The organism is Gordonia sp. SID5947 (genome assembly GCF_009862785.1).
Taxonomy (GTDB): Bacteria; Actinomycetota; Actinomycetes; order Mycobacteriales; family Mycobacteriaceae; genus Gordonia.
Window position 1 is genome coordinate 4199281 of record NZ_WWHU01000001.1, and the last position, 24004, is coordinate 4223284.

Consider the following 24004-nt stretch of genomic DNA (forward strand, 5'->3'; position numbering starts at 1 on the left):
AAGGCTCATCATGAACCTCTAGCCAAGCTCTCGTGATTCGTAGTACTCTGCAAAACCTAGCCGACCGGTTGACTAGTCGTCAAGAAGTGGTCGGGCAGTGTTTGACAGCGAAGGAATCACATGGCTCTTGACTCACACGTGCGGGATCGGCTCACGTTGCCGGCGTTCTGTTCACCCATGTTCCTGGTGACCGGCCCGGAGTTGGTGCGGGAGGCGTGCCTCAGTGGCATCGTCGGCGGTCTGCCGCGTCAGAACGCGCGCACTCTCGAGGAGTTCGACTCCTGGTTGCGGCTCATTCGCGAGGGGATCGACGAACGACTGTCCGAGGATTCCGACGCGCGTGTCGGTCCCGTCGCGGTCAACCTCGCGGCGCGGATGGATGACGCCGAACTCGCGGAGAATCTCGAGGTCTGCCGGCGCCATGGTGTGGAGATCATCGTGAGCGCCATCGGAAATCCCGCGAGAATCGCTGAACGCGTACATGATTGGGGCGGTATCGTCTACCACGACGTCACATCGTTCTATCATGCCGAGCGTGCGATCAAGGGCGGGGTGGACGGTCTTGTCGCGATCGGTGCAGGTGGCGGAGGGCACTCGGGGACGGTCAGCCATCTGGTTCTTGTGCCACGGTTGCGGCAGATGTTCGACGGTGTCATCGTCATGGCCGGCGCGGTCGGCCACGGAGCGGCGATCCGCGCGGCCGAGGTTCTGGGTGCCGACCTGGCCTACATCGGCACCCGCTTCATCGCCTCGCAGGAGTCACGCGCATCCGACCGGTACAAGCAGCTTCTGATGTCCGATTCGGCCACCGACCTTCGGTACACGAACGGGATCTCCGGGGTCCCCGCGAACTGGATGGCGACCTCCCTCACCGACGTGGGGTTGGACCCCGATCGTCTGCCGGAACCGTCGGGGACGCTCAACAGCGATCACCTGCCGGCAGACATCACTCCGTGGCGCGACATCTGGAGCGCCGGGCAGAGTATCGAGTTCATCGACGGTATCCCCGCCGTCGGCGAGATCGTCGCGCAGTTGCGTTCCGAATATGCCGATGCGTGCCGCCGCCCGCAGATCGACCAGGACTGAAGGAAGAGACCATGACACAAGCGGATACACAGGCCACTGCGACCGATTCCGCCGGCGAAACGGTGCTCGATGCGTTCATCGTCGGTTGCGGGGTGTCGGGCATCGAAGCGCTTCACCGACTCCGGTCTGCGGGGTTCGACGCGATCGCGGTCGACGCCGCAGACGGTGTAGGGGGTACGTGGCATTGGAACCGTTATCCCGGCGCGCGGCTCGATTCCGAGAGCTACAGTTACGGCTACTTCTTCTCCGAGGAGCTCCGGAACGGCTGGGATTGGTCGGAACATTTCTGCGGCCAGCCCGAGAATGAGCGCTACTTCAACTATGTGGTCGATGCGCTCGACCTGCGTCCGTTCATGAAGCTCCGAACCGTGGTCACGTCCGCACATCTGGATCCCGACGATGGAACCTGGCTGGTCACGACCGCCGACGGTGACCGTTACCGCACCCGATTCTTCATCACCGGTATCGGCATCCTCTCGGATCCCAAGTACCCCGGCATCCCGGGCCGGGAAACGTTCACCGGCGCCACGGCGCACACTGCCCGGTGGCCGAAAGAGGGGCTCGACCTCGAGGGCAAACGGGTGGCCGTCATCGGGACCGGGTCGAGCGGGGTGCAGACCATCGCTGCGATCGGGCCGATCGTGGGCTCGCTGACGGTGTTCCAGCGCAGCCCGAACTGGTGTCCGCCGCTGAACAACGAGCCTCTCACCCCGTTGGAGATGTCCGAGATCAAAGGACAGTACGAGGCGATCTGGACCAAGACACGAACCACCCGCGGTGGTTTCATTCATGGTCCCATCACCGCCTCGGCACTGTCCTTCAGCCCGGAGGAACGACGCGAGTGGTACGAAACGCTGTACAGCCGAAGAGGGTTCGCCCGCCTGTACACCAACTTCATCGAGGTGATCCGAACCAAGGAGCTGAACGCGGAGTTCTCGGAATTCCTCGCCGAGAAGATTCGCGAGCGCGTCGAGGATCCCGACGTGGCGAAGAAGCTGATCCCCGTCGATCATGGTTTCGGCCAGCGCAGACCGCCCTACGAGACCCGCTACTACGAGGTCTACAACCAACCGAATGTCGAACTCGTGGACACCACCGCGACACCGATGGTGGAGGTCACCGAGAGCGGGATTCGCACCACGGAAAAGGAATTCGAGTTCGACGTCATCATCTACGCGACCGGGTTCAACTCGGTCACGGGCGCCTTCGAGCAGATCGACATCCGCGGTCGTGACGGGGTGTCACTCGGCGACGCGTGGCGCCAGGGCCCGAACACCATGGCTGGTCTCGGGACGTACGGGTTCCCCAATCTTCTGATGCTCGGGGCCCACAGGCCATGGGCGGCAACATACCCCGCTGTATCGAACATCAGGCCCTGTTCCTCGACTCGCTGATGCGACACATGCGCGAAAACGGCCTCAGCCGGATCGAGCCCACGCAGGCGGCGTGCGACGAATGGAGTGCGCACGTGGCCGAGGTGGTGAGTATGACGCTCTACGCGGAGAACAAGTCGGGATGGTTCTGGAACCCGGTCGAGGGGGCGACCGGCCACACGTTCGGGATCTATCCGGCCGGTGTGGTCGAGTACGGTAGGCGGTTGCGTGAGATCGAGGCCAACGGGTACCAGGGGTTCGTTCTGTCATGACCAAGGGGACAACGATGAAGGCAGCACGATGACATCGGAAGCGCCGGTTCGCTTGTCGGCGAAGCTGGAAGGGCGTCTGTCCGATCCGGCGATGGATCTGTCCACCGACAGTCGGATGAATCCCGATCTGCTCGCCACGCTGACGCGGTTCGGATTCGCTGCGAACAGTGGGCCGTCGCCGGTCGATCGCACCAGTTCGTACGCCGACCGGCTGGCCGTGGTGGCCACCACCGAGCAGGGTTTCGAGACCTTCTACGCCGCCTTGGCCGAGCGGCCGTCCGGCGGCCCGGACGTCGAGCGGACGACCGAGATGGTTCCCGGGGGTGACGGAAACGACATCGCCCTCAACATCTTTCGACCTACCGAAGCTGCCGGGCCGCTGCCGGCGGTGATCTACCTGCACGGTGGCGGCATGACGATGCTCGCTGTCGACGGCCCCGTTCACGACGGCTGGTGCAGGGCGCTCGCCGGTGCCGGGCTGGTGGTGGTCGCGGTGGACTTCCGCAATGCCGGTGGGGTCGGCGGTCCGCATCCGTTCCCGGCCGGCCTGAACGACTGTCTCGGTGCACTCGGCTGGGTGCACGCCGAGCGGGAGAGGTTGGGCGTCTCGACGATCGTCCTCCAGGGTGAGTCGGGCGGCGGAAATCTCGCGCTGGCGACGGCGTTGAAGGCTGCGCGCGACGGGACGATCGGCATGGTCGATGGTGTCTACGCCATGGTGCCGTTCATCAGCGGTGGTTATGCGTGGAGCGACGATCGGAAACTGCGGGAGCTGCCGTCGATGATCGAGAACGACGGCTATTTCGCCTCGTGCTCGCGACTGGATGTGCTCGCAGCGACCTACGACCCGGATTTCCACAACGCGGAGAACCCGCTGTGCTGGCCGTACTTCGCTGGTGTCGACGACCTCCGCGGTTTGCCGCCTCACGTGATATCGGTGAACGAGCTCGATCCGCTGCGCGACGAAGGCAGGGCCTACTACCGGAAGCTCCTTCAGGCAGGTGTCGTCGCCCATGGACGGGTGAACCTGGGCCTCACCCATGCGGCCGAGACCATCTTCCCGACGTCGGCGCGCGAGGCGCACGAAGCGACCGTCGCCGACATCAAACGGTTCGCGGACAGTCTCTGACGCGCACCTGGCGTCCGTACCGGTCTAAGTTGAGTGGAATAGACTCAACTCTACTGGCGTTCCACCTCTCGTATGGCTCATACTTGAGCCTGTTGGACTAAAGAGAGAAAGGTACACGCGAGTGGACAGCTTCAACCCGACCACCAAGACACAGTCAGCGTTGAGTGCTGCTGTGCAGGCGGCCGCCGCTGCTGGCAATTCCGACGTACGTCCGGCACACATCCTCGTTGCCCTGCTCGATCAGTCCGACGGCATCGCCGCACCGCTGCTCAAGGCGGTCGGGGTGGATCCGTCGACCGTTCGCGCGCAGGCTCAGGGACTGGTGGATCGGGCGCCTACGGTGGCCAGTGCGAGCGCGCAGCCCCAGCTCTCCCGCGAGTCGATCGCGGCCATCAGCGCAGCCCAGCAGCTGGCCGGCGAGCTCAGCGACGAATACGTCTCCACCGAGCACGTGCTGGTGGGGCTGGCGACGGGCGACTCCGACACCGCCAAACTGCTGGCCGATGCGGGCGCGACGCCGCAGGCACTGCAGGAGGCGTTCGTCGCGGTGCGCGGCAACGCCCGGGTCACCACCCCCGACCCCGAGCAGACCTATCAGGCACTGGAGAAGTACTCCACCGACCTGACCGCGGCCGCACGCGAGGGCAAGCTCGATCCGGTCATCGGTCGTGACACCGAGATCCGTCGCGTGGTGCAGGTGCTCTCGCGCCGCACCAAGAACAACCCGGTGCTCATCGGTGAACCCGGTGTCGGAAAGACGGCGATCGTGGAGGGCCTGGCCCAGCGCATCGTCGCCGGCGACGTCCCGGAGTCACTGCGGAACAAGACGGTCATCTCTCTGGACCTGGGATCGATGGTGGCCGGCGCCAAGTATCGCGGTGAGTTCGAGGAGCGGCTCAAGGCCGTGCTCGACGAGATCAAGGGTTCGGCCGGACAGGTCATCACCTTCATCGACGAGTTGCACACCATCGTCGGTGCCGGTGCGACCGGCGACTCCGCGATGGACGCAGGCAACATGATCAAGCCGATGCTCGCCCGCGGTGAGCTGCGGCTGGTCGGCGCGACGACACTGGAGGAGTACCGCCAGTACATCGAGAAGGACGCCGCGCTGGAACGCCGGTTCCAGCAGGTGTACGTCGGTGAGCCGACGGTGGAGGACACCATCGGCATCCTGCGCGGGCTCAAGGACCGTTACGAGGTGCACCACGGCGTGCGCATCACCGACTCCGCGCTGGTGTCGGCGGCGACGCTCTCAGACCGCTACATCACCTCGCGCTTCCTGCCCGACAAGGCCATCGACCTCGTCGACGAGGCGGCGTCGCGGCTGCGCATGGAGATCGACTCCCGTCCCGTCGAGATCGACGAGGTCGAGCGGATCGTTCGTCGCCTCGAGGTCGAGGAGGTCGCGTTGGAGAAGGAGACCGACGCGGCGTCCAAGGAGCGACTGGAGAAGCTGCGCGGTGAGCTGGCCGACCAGAAGGAGAAGCTGAACGAACTGTCGGCACGCTGGCAGTCGGAGAAGACCGCCATCGATGCGGTGCGGGACGTCAAGGAGGAGCTGGAACGGCTTCGCGGAGAAGCGGATCGGGCCGAGCGCGAAAGCGACCTCGGCCGTGCCGCCGAGCTGCGGTACGGCAAGATCCCGGCGCTGGAGAAGGAGTTGGCTGCGGCGCTGGAGAAGACCGGCACCGATCCCGGCCAGGACGTGATGCTCCAGGAGGAGGTCGGCCCCGACGACGTGGCGCAGGTCGTGTCGGCGTGGACCGGCATCCCTGCGGGACGCATGCTCGAGGGTGAGACCGCCAAGCTGCTCCGGATGGAAGACGAGCTCGGACACCGGGTCATCGGCCAGAAGGACGCGGTCCAGGCAGTGTCCGACGCGGTGCGTCGTGCGCGCGCCGGGGTTGCCGACCCCAACCGGCCGCTCGGCTCGTTCCTGTTCCTCGGTCCGACCGGTGTCGGTAAGACCGAGCTCGCAAAGGCGTTGGCGGAGTTCCTCTTCGACGACGAGCGCGCGATGGTCCGCATCGACATGAGCGAGTACGGCGAGAAGCACAGTGTCGCACGGCTCGTCGGTGCCCCTCCCGGCTACGTCGGGTACGAGTCCGGCGGTCAGCTGACCGAGGCCGTACGCAGGCGTCCGTACACGGTGGTGTTGTTCGACGAGGTCGAGAAGGCGCATCCGGATGTGTTCGACGTGTTGCTGCAGGTTCTCGACGAAGGTCGCCTGACCGACGGACAGGGCCGAACGGTGGACTTCCGCAACACGATCCTGATCCTCACCTCGAACCTCGGTTCGGGTGGCGACAAGGACCAGGTGATGGCGGCCGTCCGCGCAGCCTTCAAGCCGGAGTTCATCAACCGGCTCGACGACGTCGTGATCTTCGACGCGCTGAGTCCGGAGGAACTGGTATCCATCGTCGACATCCAGCTCGCGCAACTGGGCAAGCGTCTGGCGCAGCGTCGACTGGAACTCGAGGTGACGCCGAAGGCCAAGGAATGGCTGGCCGAGCGTGGCTTCGATCCGCTGTACGGCGCCCGCCCGCTGCGGCGGCTGGTGCAGCAGGCGATCGGCGACCAGCTCGCGAAGGCGTTGCTGGCCGGCGACATCCACGACGGCGACGTGGTGCCGGTGAACGTCGGTGCCGACGGAGAGTCGTTGCTGCTGGGCTGATCTGAGGTACCCGAGTGATGTGGTGGGCCCGGCGCGTTTCGATACGCGCCGGGCTCACTGCCATCTCGCCACCGCCGCCGGCGGGTGTTGTTCAACCGGCGGTCGGGCGGGTGTCACACCCCTGTCGTGCCGTCGATCCGTTCGCGGATCACGTCGGCATGACCACAGTGGCGCGCGTATTCGCCGATCATGTGTGCATAGATCCAGCGAAGGGTCACGTCGGTGCCGCGGAAAGCGCTGAGGTCGGACAGCTCTCGGGCCGCGCAATTCGCCCGTGCGCGGGTGATCTCGTCCTGCCAGATCTCCTCGGCCCGCCGGTACGACGATTCGTCACCGACCTCGAAGCCTCCGTCGTGCCCGCCGGCCCGGTCACCGGCGTCGTAGATCGGGCCGATCTGTTCACCCAGCAGCACACGGCAAAACCAGTTCCGTTCCACCTCCGCCATGTGCTGGATCAGACCCAACAGCGTGAGCGATGAGGGCGCCGCCGCCGCGAAGCGCAGGTGCTCGTCGTCGAGACCATCGCATTTCTGGGCCAACGTCGCGCGGTAGAAATCCAGCCACCCCTCGAGGGTGGCTCGTTCGTCAGCGTTCATCGGCGGGACCGGGCGGGTGGTGGTCATGGCATCGATGGTGGCATCCGGCGCCGACAACGCGAACGCCACCCGAGTCGCACCGCGGCGGGCATAGTGGAGTCATGTCCGACAAACAGCCGCCCGAGTGGACCTCCAGCGACCCAGGTGCCGAGGTCGATCCCGATATGCCCGGCGATCGCGACGAGAACGATTCGATCTGGTCGCGGGAGCCGCAGGATGCGGTCGGGGAGACCGACCGCATCGCGGAGCAGAAGGACGTCTACGACGCTGCCGCCGACAACAATGATCCCAACGAGGGCGACCACGCTGTCGGCGGGAGTGAGGGGACTGCGGACGGGCAGTGAGGGGGGTCTCGATACGCCTCCTCGCTGCGCTCGTCGGCTACCCGACCGGCGGTAAGGGGTGCTCGTCGGCTACTTGGCCGGCGGATTGTCGGCGGCTGCCCGGTAGAGCCATGAGGTGACCAGCGCGCCCGGGTCGACGACGCCGCGCGCGTTCTCTCCGACATAGCTCGCCCGGCCCTTGGAAGCGGTTGTGTCCCGGGTTGATTCCGCACCTGCCTCGGCGGCGTCGGCGACGTCCGACAACGCGTTTCCTCCGGTGAGCGCTTCCGCAGTCGGCGCGAGGGCGTCCACCATGGTGTTGTCGCCGACCTCGGCGCCGCCCAGATCCTTGATCTCGTCGAGCGCCGATGCCGTCCCGTCGCGCAGCGCGGTGGTGAAGTCGTCGGAATCCCCGAAAGCAGTTGCCAATTGGCGGAAGAGGACACCGAAGACGGCCCCGGACGTGCCCCCCGCCCGCACCAGATACGACGTGCTGATGGCGGTCAGAACTTCCGCATCGGAGCCGCGTAGCGGTAGCTCGAAGTGACTCAGCGCCGCCTTCATGTTGGTGCCGAAATCGCCGTCGCCTGCCTGCTGATCGAGGGCGGTGAGGTCGTCGATCGAGTCACGGACGCGGCTGACAAACGCCGACAGCCACTCCGATTCGGCGCCCTCGGAGGCGTCGTCGTCCGGCTCGGCGAAAGCGATGTCGGATACCGTCGCCGGAGTTCGGGCAACGTTCGACGGCCACGCCGGAGCGCTGGTCTCGTCGTCGAAGAGCGTCAGGATCTCGTCGTCGATCCGCACCAGCGTGATCGAGAAGCCGGTCATGTCCAGTGCGGTGACGAAGGTGCCGACCATGGATCGTTCGACGGTGATCCCGCGCCCGCCGAGGTCGGCGACGACCTCGCCGAACACTAGCGACAACTCGAGTGGATGCGCCGATCCGAGCCCGTTGACGAGACAGATGACGCGCTCGCCGTCGGACAGGTCGAGTGAACTGACGATGCGATCGAGCATGCGCGCCACCAGTTCACGAGCTCCGACCTTGTCGGTGCGATCCTCTCCGGCCTCGCCGTGGATGCCGACGCCGAACTCCATCTGTCCGGGTTCGAGGTCGAACGTCGGGCCGTGGGAGCCGGGGATGGTGCACGCCCGGCAGGCGACGGCGAAGCTTCGCGAGTTCTCTGCGGTCCGGCGCCCGAGTGCGACGATCTGCGCGAGCTCGTGACCACGTGCGGCCGCTGCGCCGCAGACCTTTTCGACGATGATCGTGGCACCGGTACCGCGACGGCCGGGGCCCGACTCCGATTCGGTCGCCACGTCGTCGTCGACGAGGACGTGATCGGTCTCGACTTCGTCGCGGAGGATGTGCCGCGCGATCCGGAAGTTCATCACATCGCCGGTGTAGTTCTTCACAACGTGCAACACACCCTTGCCGCGGTCGGCCCACCGCGTCGCGCCGACGATCTGCAAGGCGTTGGGAGAAGTGAAGACCAGGCCGGGGCACGCGGCGTCGATCATGCCGGCGCCGATCATGCCCGAATGCATCGGCTCGTGGCCCGATCCGCCTCCGGAGATCACCCCGACCGCAGACGCGTCCGGGACGTCGCGGCGGTGCAGGAAGCCGGGGTCGGATTGCCAGGCGATCGACGGGTTCGCGGCCACGAAGCCACGCAGCGCGTCGGTGATGAATGTGTCCGGGGAGTTGAGGACGTACTCGTGCGGGGTCACGATTCCACCATAGGGGTGGCCTCGATACGCGGCTCCTCCGTCGCCGCTACTCGGCCGGCGGTGGGGGTGGCTCCTTCGTCGCCGCTACTCGGCCGGCGAAAAGGGGGTGTCGGCATGCGGCGGTAGGGTGCGGTTGGCGATCGAACCGAGGAGGGTCCATGGCCTTTGTGATCACTGACGGCGCCGGGGTCACGCGGTGCGGGTGGGCCGCAGCCGAGCCGGAGACCACCTATCACGACGAGGAGTGGGGCCTCCCGCTCGAGGGCGACGATGCGTTCTTCGAACGGGTGGCCCTCGAAGGCTTCCAATCCGGACTGAGCTGGCGAACCATCCTGACCAAGCGGGAAAACTTTCGCGCGGCCTTCGCCGGGTTCCACATCGAGAAGGTCGCGAGATTCACCGAAACCGACGTCGAACGACTCCTCGGAGACCCGGGGATCGTGCGTCATCGCGGCAAGATCGAGGCGGTGATCAACAACGCCAGGCGCGCGAAGGAACTCATCGAGAGCGACGGATCACTGTCGGCGTTCTTCTGGCGGTACGAGCCCGAGTCCGAACCCGAGCCGCACTCGCAGACCACGTCGCCGGAGTCCATCGCTCTGTCGAAGGATCTCAAGAAACGGGGCTGGAAGTTCGTCGGGCCGACCACCATGTTCGCGCTGATGCAGGCGAGCGGGATCGTCAACGACCACGCCGAGGAATGTGTGGCCCGGCCGCGGGTGGCGGCGGCGCGGTCATCCGTTCGACGCCCCGTTCGCACCGACGGCACTTGACTTCAAGTGAGCTTGAGGTCTTAGCTTCGGCTCATGACCAATCCAGTGATCGAATCGCGGCGACTGGAGCGACCTGCGCTCCACGATGAGACCGTCGACGTCAAAGCGGTGGTGGGCGACCTGCTCGACCATCTGAACAACGGTCTCGACGCTGCGTCGGCGGACACCTACGACGACATGTTTGCCGACGACATCCTCTGGGGTTCCCCGAAAGGTCAAGTCCTACAGGGATTCGCACCCCTGAACGCTGTTCACCGGCAGCTGATGTCCGCGCAGGTGGCTCCCGAATCGACGTTCGAGCGCGCTGCGGTCGTGGCGCCCGCGCCGGGAATCGTCGTCGCCCAGATCGGACGTCACGCGCGTGACGGTGGATTCTCCGAGATGGCGATGTATGTGCTCGTCGAGCGCGATGGTCAGTGGTGGGTGGCCGGGGCGCAGAACACGCCGATCGTCGATACGCTGCCCGCACGATGAGGCCGGCCATGGACGAGACCGATCTGATGGACGCCGACATCCTGGCGTACCTCGGATCGCAGCGGCTCGGCCGCCTCGCTACCGTCGACAAAGGCGGTGCGCCACAGAACAGTCCGGTCGGGTTCCATGTCAATCGTGAACTGGGGACCATCGACATCGGCGGGTGGAATCTGACGCAGAGCCGGAAATTCCGCAATCTCGCTCACAACGATCGGGTGGCGTTCGTCGTCGACAACATCGCATCGTTCGATCCGTGGCGGGCATGGATGACGCGCTCATCCGCGTTCATCCGATCCGCGTGATCGCTTTCGGTATTCCGTGAGCGCCGGTCAGGCCACGTCGGCCAGACTGGTGCGGAGTTTGCGCATGCCGTCGCGGATGCGTGCCTTGACAGTCGGTAACCCCACCGAAAGCTGTTCGGACACTTCACGATAGGAAAGTCCGTGGTAGTAGGCGAGGACCAGGGACTCCCGTTGGAGCGGGGTCAACTCGTCGAGCGTACTGATCACCCGTTGCCGGGTGTCGCGCAACTCGGCGGCTGCGCTGACCTCGTCGAACTGGATCGATGTGCCCGCGACGCCCGACATCAAGGTCCGGCGGGCCAGTGCCGTCTCGGACCGGACCCGGTCGACTGCGCGCCGGTGCGCCACGGTGAGCAACCATGACAGCGCCGAGCCGCGCGACGCATCGAAATCCGTTGCGTGCCGCCATACATGCAAAAAGATCTCCTGCGTGGTCTCCTCGCTGTATCCGGGATCTCGAAGGACGCGTGACACCAGGCCGTACACGCGATCGACGGTGAGATCGTAGAACCGGGCGAATGCCTGGTGGTCGCCCTGTGCGACGCGCGACAACAGGTGTGGCAACGCGGCGGACATCCGGTCGGCGGCGAACGTCGCGGACTCCGCTGAGGGGCGCTCGTCGAGGACTGTCATGCAAGCCCCTCCCTCGATCTCGTCTGACAATGTCGGTGGCCGAACACGCCGACCACGTTCGACGGTATGAACAGAACACGCCGAAACCGAGATCGGCGGGCGGATCCGGAACACGACCGCAACGTCGGTAACGAACAGATAACGACCGGAAAGCACGGTGTGGCGTCCCGCCGCGCGTCGCAGGCGATCTCGGTAACACAAACGTCATCGAATCTGGATTGTCGACAATCTGACAACGTGTCATCATTCCTGCATGAAGCCGGTCGAATTCCCAGGTAACCCGCCGCAGCAGCAGGTGGGCATCGGGATCGTGTGCCCCTTCGACATGGCCCTCGATCGCGAGTTGTGGCGGTGGATGCCCGACTCCGTGTCGCTGTACTTCACCAGGACCGGATTCCTCGACGCTCCCGTCGACGTCGACCTCTGTCGCGATCTCAACAACCACTCGGAGATCGCCGCGGCAGTCCGGAGTGTGCTGGCGGTGGGCCCGCGAGCGTTCGGATACGCCTGCGCCTCGGGGAGCTTTGTCTATGGCATGGCCGGTGCCCGGGAGCTCTCGCATTGCATGCTGGCGGCGGGTGCGCCCGCTGCGGTCACCACTTCCGAGGCGCTGCTCAGTGCCCTGGATGTGATGGGTATCGGCCGGATCGCCGTCGCCACGCCCTACACCTCCGCGCTGACCGGCCTCCTCTGCGATTTCCTGTCCGAGTCGGGCCGCAGTGTGGTCGCCCAGTCGGGGCTCGGCCGCGATCACGAGATCTGGTCGATCCCGTATGCGGTGACCTGCGATCTCATCAGGTCCGCCGACCATCCGGATGCCGACGCGGTGTTCGTGTCCTGCACCAACCTGTGGACTTACGACGTCCTGGGGGTGATGGAAGCGGAGCTGGGTAAGCCTGTGCTGTCAGCGAATCAGGTCACGGCGTGGGCGACGCTGTCGGCGGCGGGTGTCGCGGCCGAGTCCCTGTCCGTCAACGACGGGCAGTCGTTGTTCGCTCGCGTAGCCTGACCTGTGTGACCGATCTTCCGGCCGACGCCCCTTTCGGCGATGCGACGCGTGCCAAATTCGTCCAACTGACCACCTTCCGCAAAGACGGCACCCCGGTGGCCACGCCGTTGTGGGCGGCGATCGACGGCGACCGCCTGACAATGTGGACTGTGGTGGATTCGTGGAAGGTCAAGCGGATTCGTCGCGACCCGCGGGTCGTCGTGCAGGCGTGTGATGCCCGTGGCCGCAAGACCATCGGTGAACCGGTCGACGGCACCGCCGAGATCCTCGACGAGGCCGGCACCGAGAAGGTCCGCCGCCTCATCGCCGACAAGTACGGGATCCTCGGGTGGCTGACAATCAAGGGGAGCCTCCTGCGCCGCGGCAAGTCCGGGACAGTCGGACTGTCCATCACCCGCACTCCCTAACCCCCTCAAACCCAACCCCTCCCCCTCCCACCCGTACCCTCCCTCCCACCCTCCCTCCCCCTCAACCCCCTCCGCAGCCGCGACGGTTCCCGTCATCCGCGACCCCCAAATGCCGTCGCGGATGACGGGAACCGTCGCGGCTGCGGTGGAGGGGGGTTGGTTTGGGGTGGGGAGGGGTGCTCACGTGCCGTCAAGAAGTGGGCTCCGGGCGTATGGATTGCGTTAAGAGGTCTGTCGCCTGCTGCGATCGAGAGCGATTCTGACAGTCGGGACTGCGCAGAGAGTGCTGCGCGGCATCGACACAGGAGTGAGTGGAAGTGGCTGACCTGCTGTATCTGCTCGCGGCGATTGCGGGATTTGTGGTGTGCCTGCTGACCGTCCGCGGTATCGACGCCAGGACGAGCCGATGACCGCCGATGGGGTGATCAACGTGCTCGTCATCGTTGTCGCCGCAGTGGTCGTCGTCTACCTGCTGGTGGCGCTCATCGTTCCGGAGAGGTTCTGACGTGTCCGTGACGACTGCCGGCCTCCTCCAATTGGCGATGGTGATCATCGTGCTGGGCGCGCTGTACGTCCCCCTCGGGGATCACATGGCCCGGGTCTACGATTCGGAGCGCCACCTTCGGGGAGAACGTCTGCTCTACCGGATCGGCCATATCGATCCGCGGCGGCAACAAACCTGGGTGGGATATGCCCTCGCGGTGCTGGCCTTCTCGCTGATCTCGTTCGTGTTTGTCTATGTTCTGCAACGGGTTCAGGGAGGGTTGCCCTGGTCGGATGGCAAATCGGGTGTTTCCCCGTCGATGGCTTTCAACACAGCGATCTCGTTTGTCACCAACACCAATTGGCAGTCGTACTCGCCTGAGGTGGTGATGAGCAATCTCACCCAGATGCTCGGTCTCGCGGTGCAGAACTTCCTGTCCGCGGCGGTCGGGATGGCCGTGGCGATCGCGTTCATCCGTGGCATCGTGAATCGGCGCGGCAGTGGCGAGATCGGAAACTTCTGGGTCGACCTGGTGCGCGGCACGGTCCGAATTCTGTTGCCGCTGAGCATCATGATCGCAATCGTCCTGCTCGCCCAGGGCGCGGTCCAATCGTGGAGGACCGGCTTCGACTTCACCACGCTCGACGGGCGCCGGGCGCACAGTATGCTCGGGCCGTTCGCATCCCAGGAGGCGATCAAGGAACTCGGGACCAATGGTGGTGGAACCCTATCGGTCAACTCGGCGCATCCGTTCTCCAACCCGACGCCGCTGTCCAACGTTGTGGAGATCCTTGCGTTACTGATGATCCCGGTGTGTCTCACCCGGACGTACGGCCGGCTGGTCGGGGACCGGCGTCAAGGTCATACCTTGTTGGGCGTGATGGCGGCGATCTGGGCGGCGATGCTCACGATCGTCTGGATCTTCGAATCACGCACCAGCGGAGTCGCATCGAATGCTGCGGGCGCGATGATGGAGGGCAAGGAGCAGCGATTCGGAATCCCGGCATCGGCTCTCTGGGCCGTCTCGACCACTGGCACCTCGACCGGGGCGGTGAACTCTGCGCATGACAGCTTCTCCGCAGCCGGCGGCGGTGCTCTGATCTGGAACATGCTTCTCGGCGAGGTCGCGCCCGGTGGAGTGGGGGCCGGTCTGTACGGCATCCTGGTGATGGCGGTGATCACGGTGTTCGTCGGCGGCCTGCTCGTCGGGCGGTCCCCGGAGTTCATGGGAAAGAAGGTCGGGCAACACGAGATCACCCTGGCCGCGCTGTACGCCCTCGTGATGCCTGCGCTCGTTCTCACCGGGACGGCGATCTCCGTGATCCTCGGATCCACCAAAGGATTCCAGGGCAACAGCGGCGATCCGGGCACCTCGGGGTCGATCCACGGATTCAGCGAGGTGCTGTACGCGTACGCCTCCGCCGCGAACAACAACGGCAGTGCGTTCGGTGGATTGACGGTGACCAGCGATTGGTTCCAGACGTCCCTTGGCCTCGTGATGCTGTTGGGTCGATTTTTGCCGATCGTCTTCGTGCTGGCGCTGGCGGGACGGCTCGCCATGCAGCGTGCACGGTCGCGCGAGGTCGCGATCGGTGATCGTGTCGTCGCGGCCGGTCGGTCTGTCGAGTCACGTGCTTCAGCGGGCGGCGCAGGTCCGGCGACCCTGACTGCTGTCCGGCCCGAAACGTCCACCGCGGCCGTGCAGTCCGACGCATCGACACTCCCGACCCACGGGCTGCTGTTCGGCGTGCTACTCCTCGGCACGATAGTGCTCGTCGCCGGACTGACCTTCTTCCCCGCGATGGCGCTGGGACCGATTGCAGAGGCAGTGTTGTGAACCGTTCTGTGTTGGAGACCGATCGTGACCCTTCGAGACGCTCGCAACCTCGCTCTGCAGGGGACGCGCGGCCGACCGGACCGGAGATGCAGGATGCGGGCCGCTCGACGGACCTCGTGACGACCGGAGCGTTCGATGCCCGCCAATTGACTGCGGCGCTCCCGCAGGCCGTCCGGAAACTCACACCTCGTGCCCAAGCCCGAAATCCGGTCATGTTCGTCGTCTACCTGGGCGCGATCGTGACCACTGTGCTGGCGATATGGCAACCGAGTGGGTTCTCCTGGGCCGTGACGGTGTGGCTCTGGTTCACCGTGGTGTTCGCGAACCTGGCCGAGGCAGTCGCCGAGGGGCGCGGGCGTGCGCAGGCTGACAGCCTACGGAAGGTCAAGCGCGACACCATGGCCCGCCGGATCGGTGTCGACGGGTCCACCGCCGAGGTCGCGGGTAGTGCGTTGCGGATCGGCGATCTCATCGTCGTCGAGACCGGCGAGGTGATCGCCGGTGACGGTGACGTCGTCGAGGGGATCGCCACTGTCGACGAGTCGGCCATAACCGGCGAATCTGCGCCGGTGGTCAGGGAATCCGGTGGCGACCGTTCCGCGGTGACCGGGGGGACCGTGGTGTTGTCGGACAGGATCATCGTCAGGATCGCCACGGCGCCGGGTGAGACCTTCGTCGATCGGATGATCGCGTTGGTGGAAGGGGCTTCTCGGAAGAAGACGCCGAACGAGATCGCGCTCGATATTCTGCTGACGAGCCTCACGATCATCTTCCTGCTGGCAGTTGTCGCGGTGGGGCCGATGCAGCAATACGCCGGGCAATCGCCCGATCCGATCAAGCTGATCGCGCTTCTGGTGTGCCTGATCCCGACGACGATCGGGGCACTGCTGTCCTCGATCAGGATCGCCGGCATGGACCGCTTGGTGCAGCGCAACGTGCTCGCCATGTCGGGACGGGCAGTGGAGGCCGCCGGTGACGTCGACACTCTGCTGATGGACAAGACCGGGACCATCACCTATGGGAACCGGCGCGCGACCGGGCTGGCCGGTGCGCCGGGTGTGGAGACGGCACAACTCGCGCAGGTGGCCTACCGGTGCAGTCTTACCGACGACACCCCCGAGGGCCGCAGCATCGTCGACCTCTGCGTCCACGAGTTCGCCATCGAGACGATCGACGGTTCGACGGTGGCCGCCGCGCGCTCGCGTGAGCATCCGGAATACGAGGCGGTGGCGTTCACCGCGCAGACTCGAATGAGCGGTATCGACGTGCACGGACGTGACGGCACCGTCGAGTACCGCAAGGGTGCTGCCGACGCAGTCGTGCGATGGGTGAGCGCGCACGGCGGAACGGTCCCCGATTCGGTCCACGAGCAGGTGGAGCTGGTGTCGTCCGCGGGCGCAACGCCACTGGTGGTGGCCGTCCGTGCTGTCGGTGAGAATCACGGTGCCCTCGGCGGGGAACGTGGTGCTGCGGTCGGGGATGCCGGCGTCCCGCGAGTGCTCGGCGTGATCCGGTTGTCAGATGTGGTGAAGCCGGGGATGGCCGGGCGATTCGCACAGTTGCGTGCGATGGGCATCCGGACGGTGATGGTGACCGGCGACAATCCGCTGACCGCACAGGCGATCGCGGTGGAAGCCGGTGTCGACGACTTCGTCGCGGAGGCAACGCCGGAAGACAAGCTGGCACTGATCCGTGCCGAACAGTCCGGCGGTCGCCTGGTGGCCATGACCGGGGACGGCACCAACGACGCTCCGGCGCTCGCCCAGGCCGACGTCGGGCTGGCGATGAACACCGGCACATCGGCGGCGAAAGAGGCCGGCAACATGGTCGACCTCGACTCCGATCCGACCAAACTGATCGACGTCGTGGCGATCGGCAAGCAGTTGCTGATCACCCGTGGAGCGTTGACCACATTCTCGCTGGCCAACGACCTCGCCAAGTATTTCGCCATCCTGCCGGCGCTCTTCAGCGGCATATATCCGCAGCTGGATGCGCTCAACATCATGCAGTTGGCCTCGGCTCAATCAGCGATCGTCTCGGCGGTCATCTTCAACGCGCTCATCATCGTGGCCCTGATCCCGTTGTCGCTGCGCGGCGTCCGGTACCGCCCGTCATCGGCATCGACGTTGCTGGGCCGCAATCTGCTCATCTACGGCGTCGGGGGAGTGATCACACCGTTCGTCGGGATCTGGCTGATCGATCTCCTCGTGCGTCTTCTCCCGGGAATGGGGTAGTCCGGTGCAAACGGTCATGTCAGGTTTCGCGCGTCAATGTCTCGCGGCAGTCGGAGTGCTCGTCGCGCTGACAATACTGCTCGGCGTTGCCTATCCCGCCGCGGTGTGGTCTGTTTCCCGCATCGGCGCAAGCTCCGCAGAGGGTTCTCAACTCGTCGATGCGCACGGATGTGCAGTTGGTTCGTCGTTGATCGGTGTCGACCCTCACGTGCCTGCCGGGCGGCCGGATCCCTATCTGCACGGGCGGGTGCTGGGCTCCGCCGGCGATCCGATGGCGCCCGGCGATCCGGCCGCGTCGGCCGCGAGCAACAAGGGGCCCGGCAACCAGGATCTGAAAGGATGGATCGAAGCGCGTCGCGCCATCATCGCTCGACGCGAGGGTGTGGCCCCATCTGCCGTACCCGCGGACGCGGTGACCGGTTCCGGCTCCGGCCTGGATCCCGACATCAGCGAGGCGTACGCGGCCGTGCAGGTACCGCGGATCGCTCGCACGAACGGCATGTCCGAGCAGCAGGTGCGAGCAATCGTGGACCAGAACACCAGCGCACGGCAGTGGGGCTTCCTGGGTGAGTCCCGAGTCAACGTCGTGAAGGTCAACCTCGCGCTGGGCCGCACGGCACCGTCATGTCACCGATGACCCGTGATCGGGTCGCCGGCCGATACACTGGTCACCATGGCCGCGGCAGGTGATGCTCGGGGACGACTCGAGGTCTTCCTCGGCTGCGCTCCGGGCGTCGGCAAGACATTCGAGATGCTCGCCACCGCCCGTGGGCTCGTCGACGAGGGTGTCGATACCGTTGTCGCCGTGGTGGAGTCACACGGACGGGTGGCCACCGCAGCACTCGTCGAGGGCTTCGAGGTCATCGGCAGGCGAGACGTCGAGTACCGGGGCACCGTTCTCGCGGAGATGGATCTGGACGCGGTCCTCGCCCGCAGGCCGCAGGTCGCACTGGTCGACGAACTCGCTCACACCAACGCGCCGGGAACGCGGAATGCGAAGCGCTGGCAAGACATCGAAGAGCTCCGTGACGCCGGTATAGATGTCCTCTCGACGATCAACATCCAGCATCTCGAGAGCCTGAACGACGTCGTCGCGCAGATCACCGGGATCACGCAGCGAGAGACCGTGCCCGACGACGTCGTCCGTGCCGCGGATCAGATCGAACTCGTCGACATCGCACCGCAGGCCCTCCGGCAACGATTGATCGCCGGCAAGGTCTATCCGGGCGGGCGGATCGATGGTGCACTGTCGAACTACTTTCGGCAGGGGAACCTGACGGCCCTTCGTGAACTCGCACTGCTGTGGCTGGCCGACCAGGTCGACGACAATCTGGCAGATTACCGTGCAGCACATGCGATCACCGATACCTGGGAAACGCGCGAGCGAGTGGCCGTCGCCATCACCGGGGGGCCGGAATCATCGACGTTGCTGCGCCGTGCGAGCCGGATCGCCTCCCGGTCCAGCGCCGACCTGGTGGCTGTCCGCGTCGTCCGTGGAGATGGGCTCGCCGATCCGGTAACCGTCGACATGGTGACCCTGCGCGAGCTCGCTGCCGGCCTCGGCGCAAAGATCCACACTGTCGTCGGCGACGACATACCGGCGACACTGCTCGACTTCGCACGCGGGGTGAATGCCACACAGCTCGTCCTGGGTACTTCCCGACGGCCCCGGTGGCAGCGCATCCTCGACGAAGGCGTCGGTTCTGGCGTGGTGCGCCAGAGCGGTCGCATCGACGTGCACATGGTCACGCATGAGCAGACGCGGCGACGCAACCGCCTCGACATCCGCGACACGCGTTTTCATCGCCCCCTGAGCTGGCTGGCCGCTCTCGTCGTCCCGATGGTGGTGACCGGTGTCCTCGCGTCGCTCGACCGCTGGCTCGGGTTCGCCAGCGAGTCGGCTCTGTTCTTCGTCGCGGTGCTGGCGGTGTCGTTGCTCGGCGGTATCGGGCCTGCGGCATTGTCGGCCGTGGTGTCGGGTCTGCTTCTCAACTATTTTTTCACCGACCCCCGCTTCACGTTCACGATCGACGAGCCGGACAACCTGATCACCATCATGGTGATGCTGGTCATTGCGATCGCCGTTGCCGCACTGGTGGACTCGGCCGCAACCCGACGAGTGCAGGCGCAGCGGGCCGGGCGGGACGCCGAACTGCTGTCGCTGTTCTCCAGCGCGGTACTCGGCGGTGCTGACGTGCCCGGACTGCTCGACCGGGTCCGCGAGACCTATGGCCAGGAAGGAGTGTCACTGATCCGCCGTCGGGGCCGAGGGGTGATCGAGCTGGCGTCGGTTGTCGGGGTGAGCGCGCCGATCGTCGAGAACGACGCCGTGACGACCTGCCCGGTTCCCGGAGGGGAGTACGAGCTGTGGTTGGTCGGACCGAAGCTTGGCGGTCGGGATCGCCGCGTCCTCACCACGGTCGCCACCCAGGCTGCCGGCGCCGTCCAACGACATCAGCTCGAAGCCGAGGCGGCCGAGGCCGGCGCGATCGCACATGCCGACGAATTGCGACGTGCCCTGCTCTCGGCGGTGAGTCACGATCTGCGCACGCCGCTGGCGGCGGCGAAGGCCGCGGTCTCGAGCCTGCGCAGCACCGATGTCACGTTCAGCGCCGAGGACACCTCGGAACTCCTCGCCACCGTCGAGGAATCGGTGGATCAACTCGCCGCTCTTGTCGGCAATCTGCTGGACTCCTCCCGACTCGCGGCGGGTGCGGTGCGGCCCGAATTGCACCGGACTTACCTGGCCGAGGTCGTTCACCGGGCGATGGCTGCCGTGTACCGGCGGGACCCGGACTCGCCGAACATCGCCGTGGAACTCGAACAGGCGTGGGCCTACACCGATGGCGGGCTACTGGAACGGGCGCTGGCGAACCTGATCGACAATGCGGTACGCCATGGCGGCGGGAAGGTGTCGGTGACCGCAGGGATCGGCAGCGCGAACGATCCGTCAGCGGAACCGACTCCACCAGACGAGAACGGTGGCGGGCCGCGCTGCGTCATCCGGATCGTCGACCACGGTCCGGGCATCCCGGTCGACGAGCGTGCCCGCGTGTTCACCGCATTCCATCAGTACGGCGACCGGAACGGTGCGTCGTCGGGCGTCGGGCTCGGGTTGTCGGTGGCACGCGGCTTCGTCACCGCGATCGGAGGGACCCTCGAGGCGGCCGAGACGCTCGGCGGCGGGACCACGATGGTGGTCTCGCTACCGATGTCGGGCGATCGGATCGATAGGGACGCGAACCGATGAGCGCGCATGTCCGGGTGCTGGTGGTCGACGACGAGCCACAACTGCTGCGCGCGTTGCGGATCAATCTGAACGCCCGGGGATTCGCGGTGACGACGGCGTCGAACGGAACCGATGCGCTGACGATCGCCGCACGGACGGACCCACAGGTCGTGGTCCTCGACCTCGGACTGCCCGACCTCGACGGCCTGACCGTCCTGGAAGGTCTGCGGGGATGGACGAATGTCCCGGTGATCGTGCTCTCGGCCCGCTCCGACGCGGCCGACAAGGTCGCTGCACTGGACGCCGGCGCAGACGACTACGTCACCAAACCTTTTGGCATGGAGGAATTCCTGGCCCGGCTCCGCGCTGCGGTCCGCCGCGGCGCGGCCTCGGTGGACGGGACCGCGACCCCGGTGGTCGAGGCAGGGGGGTTCGTCGTGGATCTGGTGGCAAAGGCGGTGACACGGGAGGGTGCGCCAGTGCATTTGACGCCGACCGAGTGGGGGATTCTCGAGATCCTCGTCCGGAACGAAGGGAAGCTGGTGGGGCAGAAAGAGATCCTGACCGCCGTCTGGGGGCCGACCTATGTCACTCAGACGAACTATCTGCGCGTGTACCTTGCCAGTTTGCGTCGCAAACTCGAGGACGACCCGACGCGTCCGAAGAACCTCCTCACCGAATCGCGGATGGGGTACCGCTTCGTGCGGTGACACCGACGTCGCGGAAGAGCCGGCCGAGTCCGGCGGCGTGGACCGGTCGTCCGACCATGCGGAGTGCCTGCCAGACGGTGACCTGGTTGGCCGTCAGCACCGGCTTGCCGAGATCCTGTTCCAGGTCGTCGATCCAACTGATCGTGTGTAACGCGGTGTCGGGCAACAGGATCGCCTGCGCACTGTCAGTGTCGACGGCGCGGACCATCTCGAAGAGGTGGTCGCCGTCGACGGAACCGGCCTCGGTCGCCGTCTCGATGTCGTGTGCGGTCGCGGACACGACCGTGACGCCCGCGTCGGCGAGGAAGCTGCTGAACCCGTCGGCGACGGCGGCCGGGTACGTCGCCGCCACGGCGACCGAGGTGACCTGTAGTTCCTGGCACGCGGCCGCGAACGCCAGCGATGTCGAGGACACCGGGAGCCCGGTGGCATCGGAGATCTCGGCCACCTGCTCATGCGCGCCGATCCAGCCATAGAGGAAGCTGCCCGAGGTGCAGGCCCACATCAGGGCATCCGGCCGATGTTTCGCCGCCTGACGGGCCCCGTCGAGAAGCCGCTGTCCGGTCCCCACCGCACGCATCGCCTCGACCGTATGATCGTCGGACTCGATCTCGGTGATGAGCACCGGCAGCGATGCGGCACCGCCGAGCGCGCTCTCGGCCAGTGGGTAATCGTCCTCTGCGGCGTGTCCTGGATACAGCATGACGACTGTGGGCGTTCTGGTTGTCACCCGTTCACCTCCCGAGTAGATTGTCAACAATCTACCAAGAATTACGAGATCTGCCGAAGGAACCGATGGAAACGACCGCCCGCTGGTTCAGTGCCGCCGACCTGGTGTCCGGGTTCTCCTCCGGCGCGTTGTCGCCGGTCGATGTGACCGCCGAACACCTTGACGCGATCGGCGCGGGGAACAATGCGATCAACGCGTACTGCCTGGTCGACGCCGACTCGGCGATCGACGACGCCCGCGCCTCGGCGGAGCGATACGTCGCCGGCCGGCCGCTCGGCCCGCTCGACGGGGTCCCGGTGAGCATCAAGGATCTCTTCCTGACCGCGGGGTGGCCGACACTGCGTGGGTCGGAACTCATCGAACCGGACGATCTCGACTGGACGGTCGATGCGCCGGCCGTCGCTCGCTTACGCGAAGCCGGTGCCGTCTTGCTCGGCAAGGTGACGACGCCCGAGTTCGGCTGGAAAGGGGTCACCGACAGTCAGCGATGCGGCGTGACGCGGAATCCGTGGAACACCGATCGAACCTCCGGTGGTTCGAGCGGCGGGAGCGGGGCCGCGGTTGCCGCGGGTCTCAGCACCCTGTCGGTCGGCACCGACGGCGGTGGCTCCATCCGCATCCCGGCGTCCTTCTGCGGCATCGTGGGATTCAAGCCGACCTACGGTCGCGTCCCGCTCTACCCGGCGAGTCCATTCGGCACACTTGCCCATGCGGGGCCGATGACCCGGACGGTCGGCGACTGCGCGGCCATGCTCGATGTGCTCAGCGGCTTCGACTCGCGCGACTGGTCGGCGATGCCGACCCCGACCCACCGCACTGCCGATCTGCTCGCGGAGGCTCCGCAGGACCTGGCCGGCGTGCGGATCGCATACAGTGCCACACTCGGCTTCGGATCGAACGATACTGCAGTTCAACGAAATACCGATGCCGCCGTGGCCGTTCTGGGTGACCTCGGTGCCGACGTCACCGTGGTGGACCTCGAATGGGAAGACCCGGCATGGGCTTATCACATCCTGTGGTTCAGTGGCGCCGAGATGGTGGTGCGTTCGTTCGGGCCTGGTGCGATGGAGAAGATCGATCCCGGGCTCGGACGCGCTCTGTTGCGGCACAGCGGTTTCACCGCGGCCGACTACCTCGATGCCACCGCGCTGCGCATGTCGATGGGCGTCGAGACCGGAAAGCTGCACGAGGAGTTCGACGTGCTGGTCACGCCGACGATGCCGACGGTCGCATTCGAAGCGGGCGTGGATGTTCCGGTCCACTCCGACGGCCTCGACTGGACGTCGTGGACGCCGTACTCCTACCCGTTCAATCTCACCGGGCAACCCGCGATCACGGTGCCGAGTGGATTCGGCGACGACGGCGAGGGGCAGGGCCTGCCGACCGGATTGCAGATCGTCGGAGCCCGCCACCACGACGACATGGTTCTGCGCGTGGCAGCGGCCTACGAATCCGTGGCGCGATTCGCCACCCTGGAAGGAGTTCGATGACCGACCGGTTCATCTCTGTCCGCCTCGAGCAGCGCAACGTCACCGCGGTGGCGCGCCTGCTCGACGACGAAGCGCCCCGCACCGCAGCCGCGGTCTGGGACGCCCTGCCGCTCGGCGGACAGGTGTATCACGGAAAGTTTGCCCGAAATGAGATCTACACGTTATTGCCGTCATTTGCGCCGGCCGAACCAGGACCGGAAAACACCACGGTCACGCCCATTCCCGGCGACCTCTGCTACTTCACATTTGACGGAGTCCTGACAAATCCGGCGTACGGGTACGAGTCCGGGTCCGCGCCGGGTGAACATCAGATGCTCATCGATCTCGCGGTGTTCTACGGACGCAACAATCTGCTGGTCAATGGCGATGTCGGATGGGTTCCGGGCAACGTCTTCGCGACCATTGTCTCCGGCCTCGACGAATTCGCCGTGGCCTGCAACGACGTTTGGATGGGCGGTGCCCGGGGCGAAGTACTGTCCTATGCGCGTGCATCAGGGTAAGAGCA

The 24004-nt window shown here is 66.0% G+C and carries 22 protein-coding genes and 1 pseudogene; 19 read left to right on the plus strand and 4 right to left on the minus strand.

All coding sequences use genetic code 11. The annotated features are described in order from the left end of the window. Positions 1-120: 120 nt before the first annotated feature. The 5 genes from GTV32_RS19200 (at position 121) to clpB (ending at position 6534) form a co-directional block, all read left to right on the plus strand. Positions 121-1086 (plus strand): nitronate monooxygenase, encoded by a 966-nt coding sequence (locus tag GTV32_RS19200; RefSeq protein ID WP_161061659.1) that lies wholly within the window; start codon positions 121-123, stop codon positions 1084-1086. 11 nt (positions 1087-1097) lie between these two features. Further along, complete coding sequence (locus tag GTV32_RS19205; protein WP_161061660.1) at positions 1098-2480, plus strand: NAD(P)/FAD-dependent oxidoreductase; 1383 nt, start codon at positions 1098-1100, stop codon at positions 2478-2480. Positions 2481-2488: 8 nt separating this feature from the next. Then, complete coding sequence (locus GTV32_RS19210; RefSeq protein ID WP_161061661.1) at positions 2489-2731, plus strand: hypothetical protein; 243 nt, start codon at positions 2489-2491, stop codon at positions 2729-2731. Positions 2732-2759: 28 nt separating this feature from the next. Next, complete coding sequence (locus GTV32_RS19215; protein WP_161061662.1) at positions 2760-3860, plus strand: alpha/beta hydrolase fold domain-containing protein; 1101 nt, start codon at positions 2760-2762, stop codon at positions 3858-3860. Positions 3861-3981: 121 nt separating this feature from the next. Further along, on the plus strand, positions 3982-6534 hold the full coding sequence (clpB, locus tag GTV32_RS19220) for an ATP-dependent chaperone ClpB (RefSeq protein ID WP_161061663.1): 2553 nt from the start codon (positions 3982-3984) through the stop codon (positions 6532-6534). Between the two features lie 113 nt (positions 6535-6647). Here clpB and GTV32_RS19225 read toward each other — a convergent pair whose 3' ends face one another. Further along, positions 6648-7157 carry a DinB family protein gene (locus GTV32_RS19225; RefSeq protein ID WP_161061664.1) on the minus strand — a complete coding sequence of 170 codons (510 nt, stop codon included), beginning with the start codon at positions 7155-7157 and terminating at the stop codon, positions 6648-6650. A gap of 74 nt (positions 7158-7231) precedes the next feature. On the opposite strand from GTV32_RS19225, the gene GTV32_RS19230 reads away from it, so the two are divergent. Then, the gene (locus tag GTV32_RS19230) at positions 7232-7474 is read left to right on the plus strand and encodes a hypothetical protein (protein WP_161061665.1); all 243 of its coding nucleotides are present in this window, start codon (positions 7232-7234) and stop codon (positions 7472-7474) included. Positions 7475-7543: 69 nt separating this feature from the next. Here GTV32_RS19230 and GTV32_RS19235 read toward each other — a convergent pair whose 3' ends face one another. After that, the gene (locus GTV32_RS19235; RefSeq protein ID WP_161061666.1) at positions 7544-9187 is read right to left on the minus strand and encodes a dihydroxyacetone kinase family protein; all 1644 of its coding nucleotides are present in this window, start codon (positions 9185-9187) and stop codon (positions 7544-7546) included. A gap of 158 nt (positions 9188-9345) precedes the next feature. On the opposite strand from GTV32_RS19235, the gene GTV32_RS19240 reads away from it, so the two are divergent. The 3 genes and pseudogenes from GTV32_RS19240 to GTV32_RS19250 all read left to right on the plus strand — a co-directional run bounded on the left by GTV32_RS19240 (position 9346) and on the right by GTV32_RS19250 (position 10756). Then, complete coding sequence (locus GTV32_RS19240) at positions 9346-9960, plus strand: DNA-3-methyladenine glycosylase I (protein ID WP_161061667.1); 615 nt, start codon at positions 9346-9348, stop codon at positions 9958-9960. 33 nt (positions 9961-9993) lie between these two features. Next, positions 9994-10434, plus strand: a complete 441-nt coding sequence (locus tag GTV32_RS19245; RefSeq protein ID WP_161061668.1) for a DUF4440 domain-containing protein — start codon at positions 9994-9996, stop codon at positions 10432-10434. Between the two features lie 26 nt (positions 10435-10460). Continuing rightward, positions 10461-10756 (plus strand): annotated as a pseudogene (locus tag GTV32_RS19250) (PPOX class F420-dependent oxidoreductase). A 7-nt stretch (positions 10757-10763) separates the two neighbouring features. Here the strand turns inward: GTV32_RS19250 and sigK are convergent. Then, complete coding sequence (gene sigK, locus GTV32_RS19255) at positions 10764-11312, minus strand: ECF RNA polymerase sigma factor SigK (RefSeq protein WP_161062646.1); 549 nt, start codon at positions 11310-11312, stop codon at positions 10764-10766. Positions 11313-11622: 310 nt separating this feature from the next. Here sigK and GTV32_RS19260 point away from each other — a divergent pair, with 310 nt between their 5' ends. The 8 genes from GTV32_RS19260 to GTV32_RS19295 all read left to right on the plus strand — a co-directional run bounded on the left by GTV32_RS19260 (position 11623) and on the right by GTV32_RS19295 (position 21279). After that, positions 11623-12378 (plus strand): Asp/Glu/hydantoin racemase, encoded by a 756-nt coding sequence (locus GTV32_RS19260; RefSeq protein WP_161061669.1) that lies wholly within the window; start codon positions 11623-11625, stop codon positions 12376-12378. Between the two features lie 5 nt (positions 12379-12383). Beyond that, positions 12384-12785, plus strand: a complete 402-nt coding sequence (locus tag GTV32_RS19265) for a PPOX class F420-dependent oxidoreductase (RefSeq protein ID WP_161061670.1) — start codon at positions 12384-12386, stop codon at positions 12783-12785. Between the two features lie 406 nt (positions 12786-13191). After that, positions 13192-13290, plus strand: coding sequence for a potassium-transporting ATPase subunit F (locus GTV32_RS19270; RefSeq protein WP_161061671.1), 99 nt, complete (start codon positions 13192-13194; stop codon positions 13288-13290). Between the two features lies 1 nt (position 13291). Beyond that, positions 13292-15106 (plus strand): potassium-transporting ATPase subunit KdpA, encoded by a 1815-nt coding sequence (gene kdpA, locus GTV32_RS19275; RefSeq protein WP_161061672.1) that lies wholly within the window; start codon positions 13292-13294, stop codon positions 15104-15106. 86 nt (positions 15107-15192) lie between these two features. Further along, the gene (gene kdpB, locus GTV32_RS19280; protein ID WP_161061673.1) at positions 15193-17340 is read left to right on the plus strand and encodes a potassium-transporting ATPase subunit KdpB; all 2148 of its coding nucleotides are present in this window, start codon (positions 15193-15195) and stop codon (positions 17338-17340) included. Positions 17341-17344: 4 nt separating this feature from the next. Next, the gene (locus GTV32_RS19285) at positions 17345-17977 is read left to right on the plus strand and encodes a potassium-transporting ATPase subunit C (RefSeq protein WP_161061674.1); all 633 of its coding nucleotides are present in this window, start codon (positions 17345-17347) and stop codon (positions 17975-17977) included. Positions 17978-18013: 36 nt separating this feature from the next. Continuing rightward, complete coding sequence (locus tag GTV32_RS19290) at positions 18014-20590, plus strand: sensor histidine kinase KdpD (protein WP_161061675.1); 2577 nt, start codon at positions 18014-18016, stop codon at positions 20588-20590. Then, positions 20587-21279 (plus strand): response regulator, encoded by a 693-nt coding sequence (locus GTV32_RS19295; RefSeq protein WP_161061676.1) that lies wholly within the window; start codon positions 20587-20589, stop codon positions 21277-21279. Before GTV32_RS19290 ends, GTV32_RS19295 begins: the two co-directional genes overlap by 4 nt. On the opposite strand, the gene GTV32_RS19300 is transcribed toward GTV32_RS19295, so the two are convergent. Next, complete coding sequence (locus GTV32_RS19300) at positions 21242-21982, minus strand: aspartate/glutamate racemase family protein (RefSeq protein ID WP_161062647.1); 741 nt, start codon at positions 21980-21982, stop codon at positions 21242-21244. The genes GTV32_RS19295 and GTV32_RS19300 overlap by 38 nt on opposite strands. A 92-nt stretch (positions 21983-22074) precedes the next feature. Between GTV32_RS19300 and GTV32_RS19305 the strand changes: the two genes are divergently transcribed. Next, the gene (locus tag GTV32_RS19305) at positions 22075-23499 is read left to right on the plus strand and encodes an amidase (protein WP_161061677.1); all 1425 of its coding nucleotides are present in this window, start codon (positions 22075-22077) and stop codon (positions 23497-23499) included. Continuing rightward, positions 23496-23999 (plus strand): DUF3830 family protein, encoded by a 504-nt coding sequence (locus GTV32_RS19310; RefSeq protein WP_161061678.1) that lies wholly within the window; start codon positions 23496-23498, stop codon positions 23997-23999. The genes GTV32_RS19305 and GTV32_RS19310 overlap by 4 nt, the downstream gene beginning before the upstream one ends. Positions 24000-24004 lie beyond the last annotated feature (5 nt).

Excerpts from the sequence above, each read along its gene's own strand:
- GTV32_RS19200 (WP_161061659.1), top strand. The coding sequence starts at position 121 with ATGGCTCTTGACTCACACGTGCGGGATCGGCTCACGTTGCCGGCGTTC.
- GTV32_RS19205 (WP_161061660.1), top strand. The coding sequence starts at position 1,098 with ATGACACAAGCGGATACACAGGCCACTGCGACCGATTCCGCCGGCGAA.
- GTV32_RS19210 (WP_161061661.1), top strand. The coding sequence starts at position 2,489 with ATGCGCGAAAACGGCCTCAGCCGGATCGAGCCCACGCAGGCGGCGTGC.
- GTV32_RS19215 (WP_161061662.1), top strand. The coding sequence starts at position 2,760 with ATGACATCGGAAGCGCCGGTTCGCTTGTCGGCGAAGCTGGAAGGGCGT.
- GTV32_RS19225 (WP_161061664.1), bottom strand. The coding sequence starts at position 7,157 with ATGACCACCACCCGCCCGGTCCCGCCGATGAACGCTGACGAACGAGCC.
- GTV32_RS19230 (WP_161061665.1), top strand. The coding sequence starts at position 7,232 with ATGTCCGACAAACAGCCGCCCGAGTGGACCTCCAGCGACCCAGGTGCC.
- GTV32_RS19240 (WP_161061667.1), top strand. The coding sequence starts at position 9,346 with ATGGCCTTTGTGATCACTGACGGCGCCGGGGTCACGCGGTGCGGGTGG.
- GTV32_RS19245 (WP_161061668.1), top strand. The coding sequence starts at position 9,994 with ATGACCAATCCAGTGATCGAATCGCGGCGACTGGAGCGACCTGCGCTC.
- sigK (WP_161062646.1), bottom strand. The coding sequence starts at position 11,312 with ATGTCCGCCGCGTTGCCACACCTGTTGTCGCGCGTCGCACAGGGCGAC.
- GTV32_RS19260 (WP_161061669.1), top strand. The coding sequence starts at position 11,623 with ATGAAGCCGGTCGAATTCCCAGGTAACCCGCCGCAGCAGCAGGTGGGC.
- GTV32_RS19270 (WP_161061671.1), top strand. The coding sequence starts at position 13,192 with ATGACCGCCGATGGGGTGATCAACGTGCTCGTCATCGTTGTCGCCGCA.
- kdpB (WP_161061673.1), top strand. The coding sequence starts at position 15,193 with ATGCAGGATGCGGGCCGCTCGACGGACCTCGTGACGACCGGAGCGTTC.
- GTV32_RS19290 (WP_161061675.1), top strand. The coding sequence starts at position 18,014 with ATGGCCGCGGCAGGTGATGCTCGGGGACGACTCGAGGTCTTCCTCGGC.
- GTV32_RS19295 (WP_161061676.1), top strand. The coding sequence starts at position 20,587 with ATGAGCGCGCATGTCCGGGTGCTGGTGGTCGACGACGAGCCACAACTG.
- GTV32_RS19300 (WP_161062647.1), bottom strand. The coding sequence starts at position 21,982 with ATGCTGTATCCAGGACACGCCGCAGAGGACGATTACCCACTGGCCGAG.
- GTV32_RS19305 (WP_161061677.1), top strand. The coding sequence starts at position 22,075 with ATGGAAACGACCGCCCGCTGGTTCAGTGCCGCCGACCTGGTGTCCGGG.
- GTV32_RS19310 (WP_161061678.1), top strand. The coding sequence starts at position 23,496 with ATGACCGACCGGTTCATCTCTGTCCGCCTCGAGCAGCGCAACGTCACC.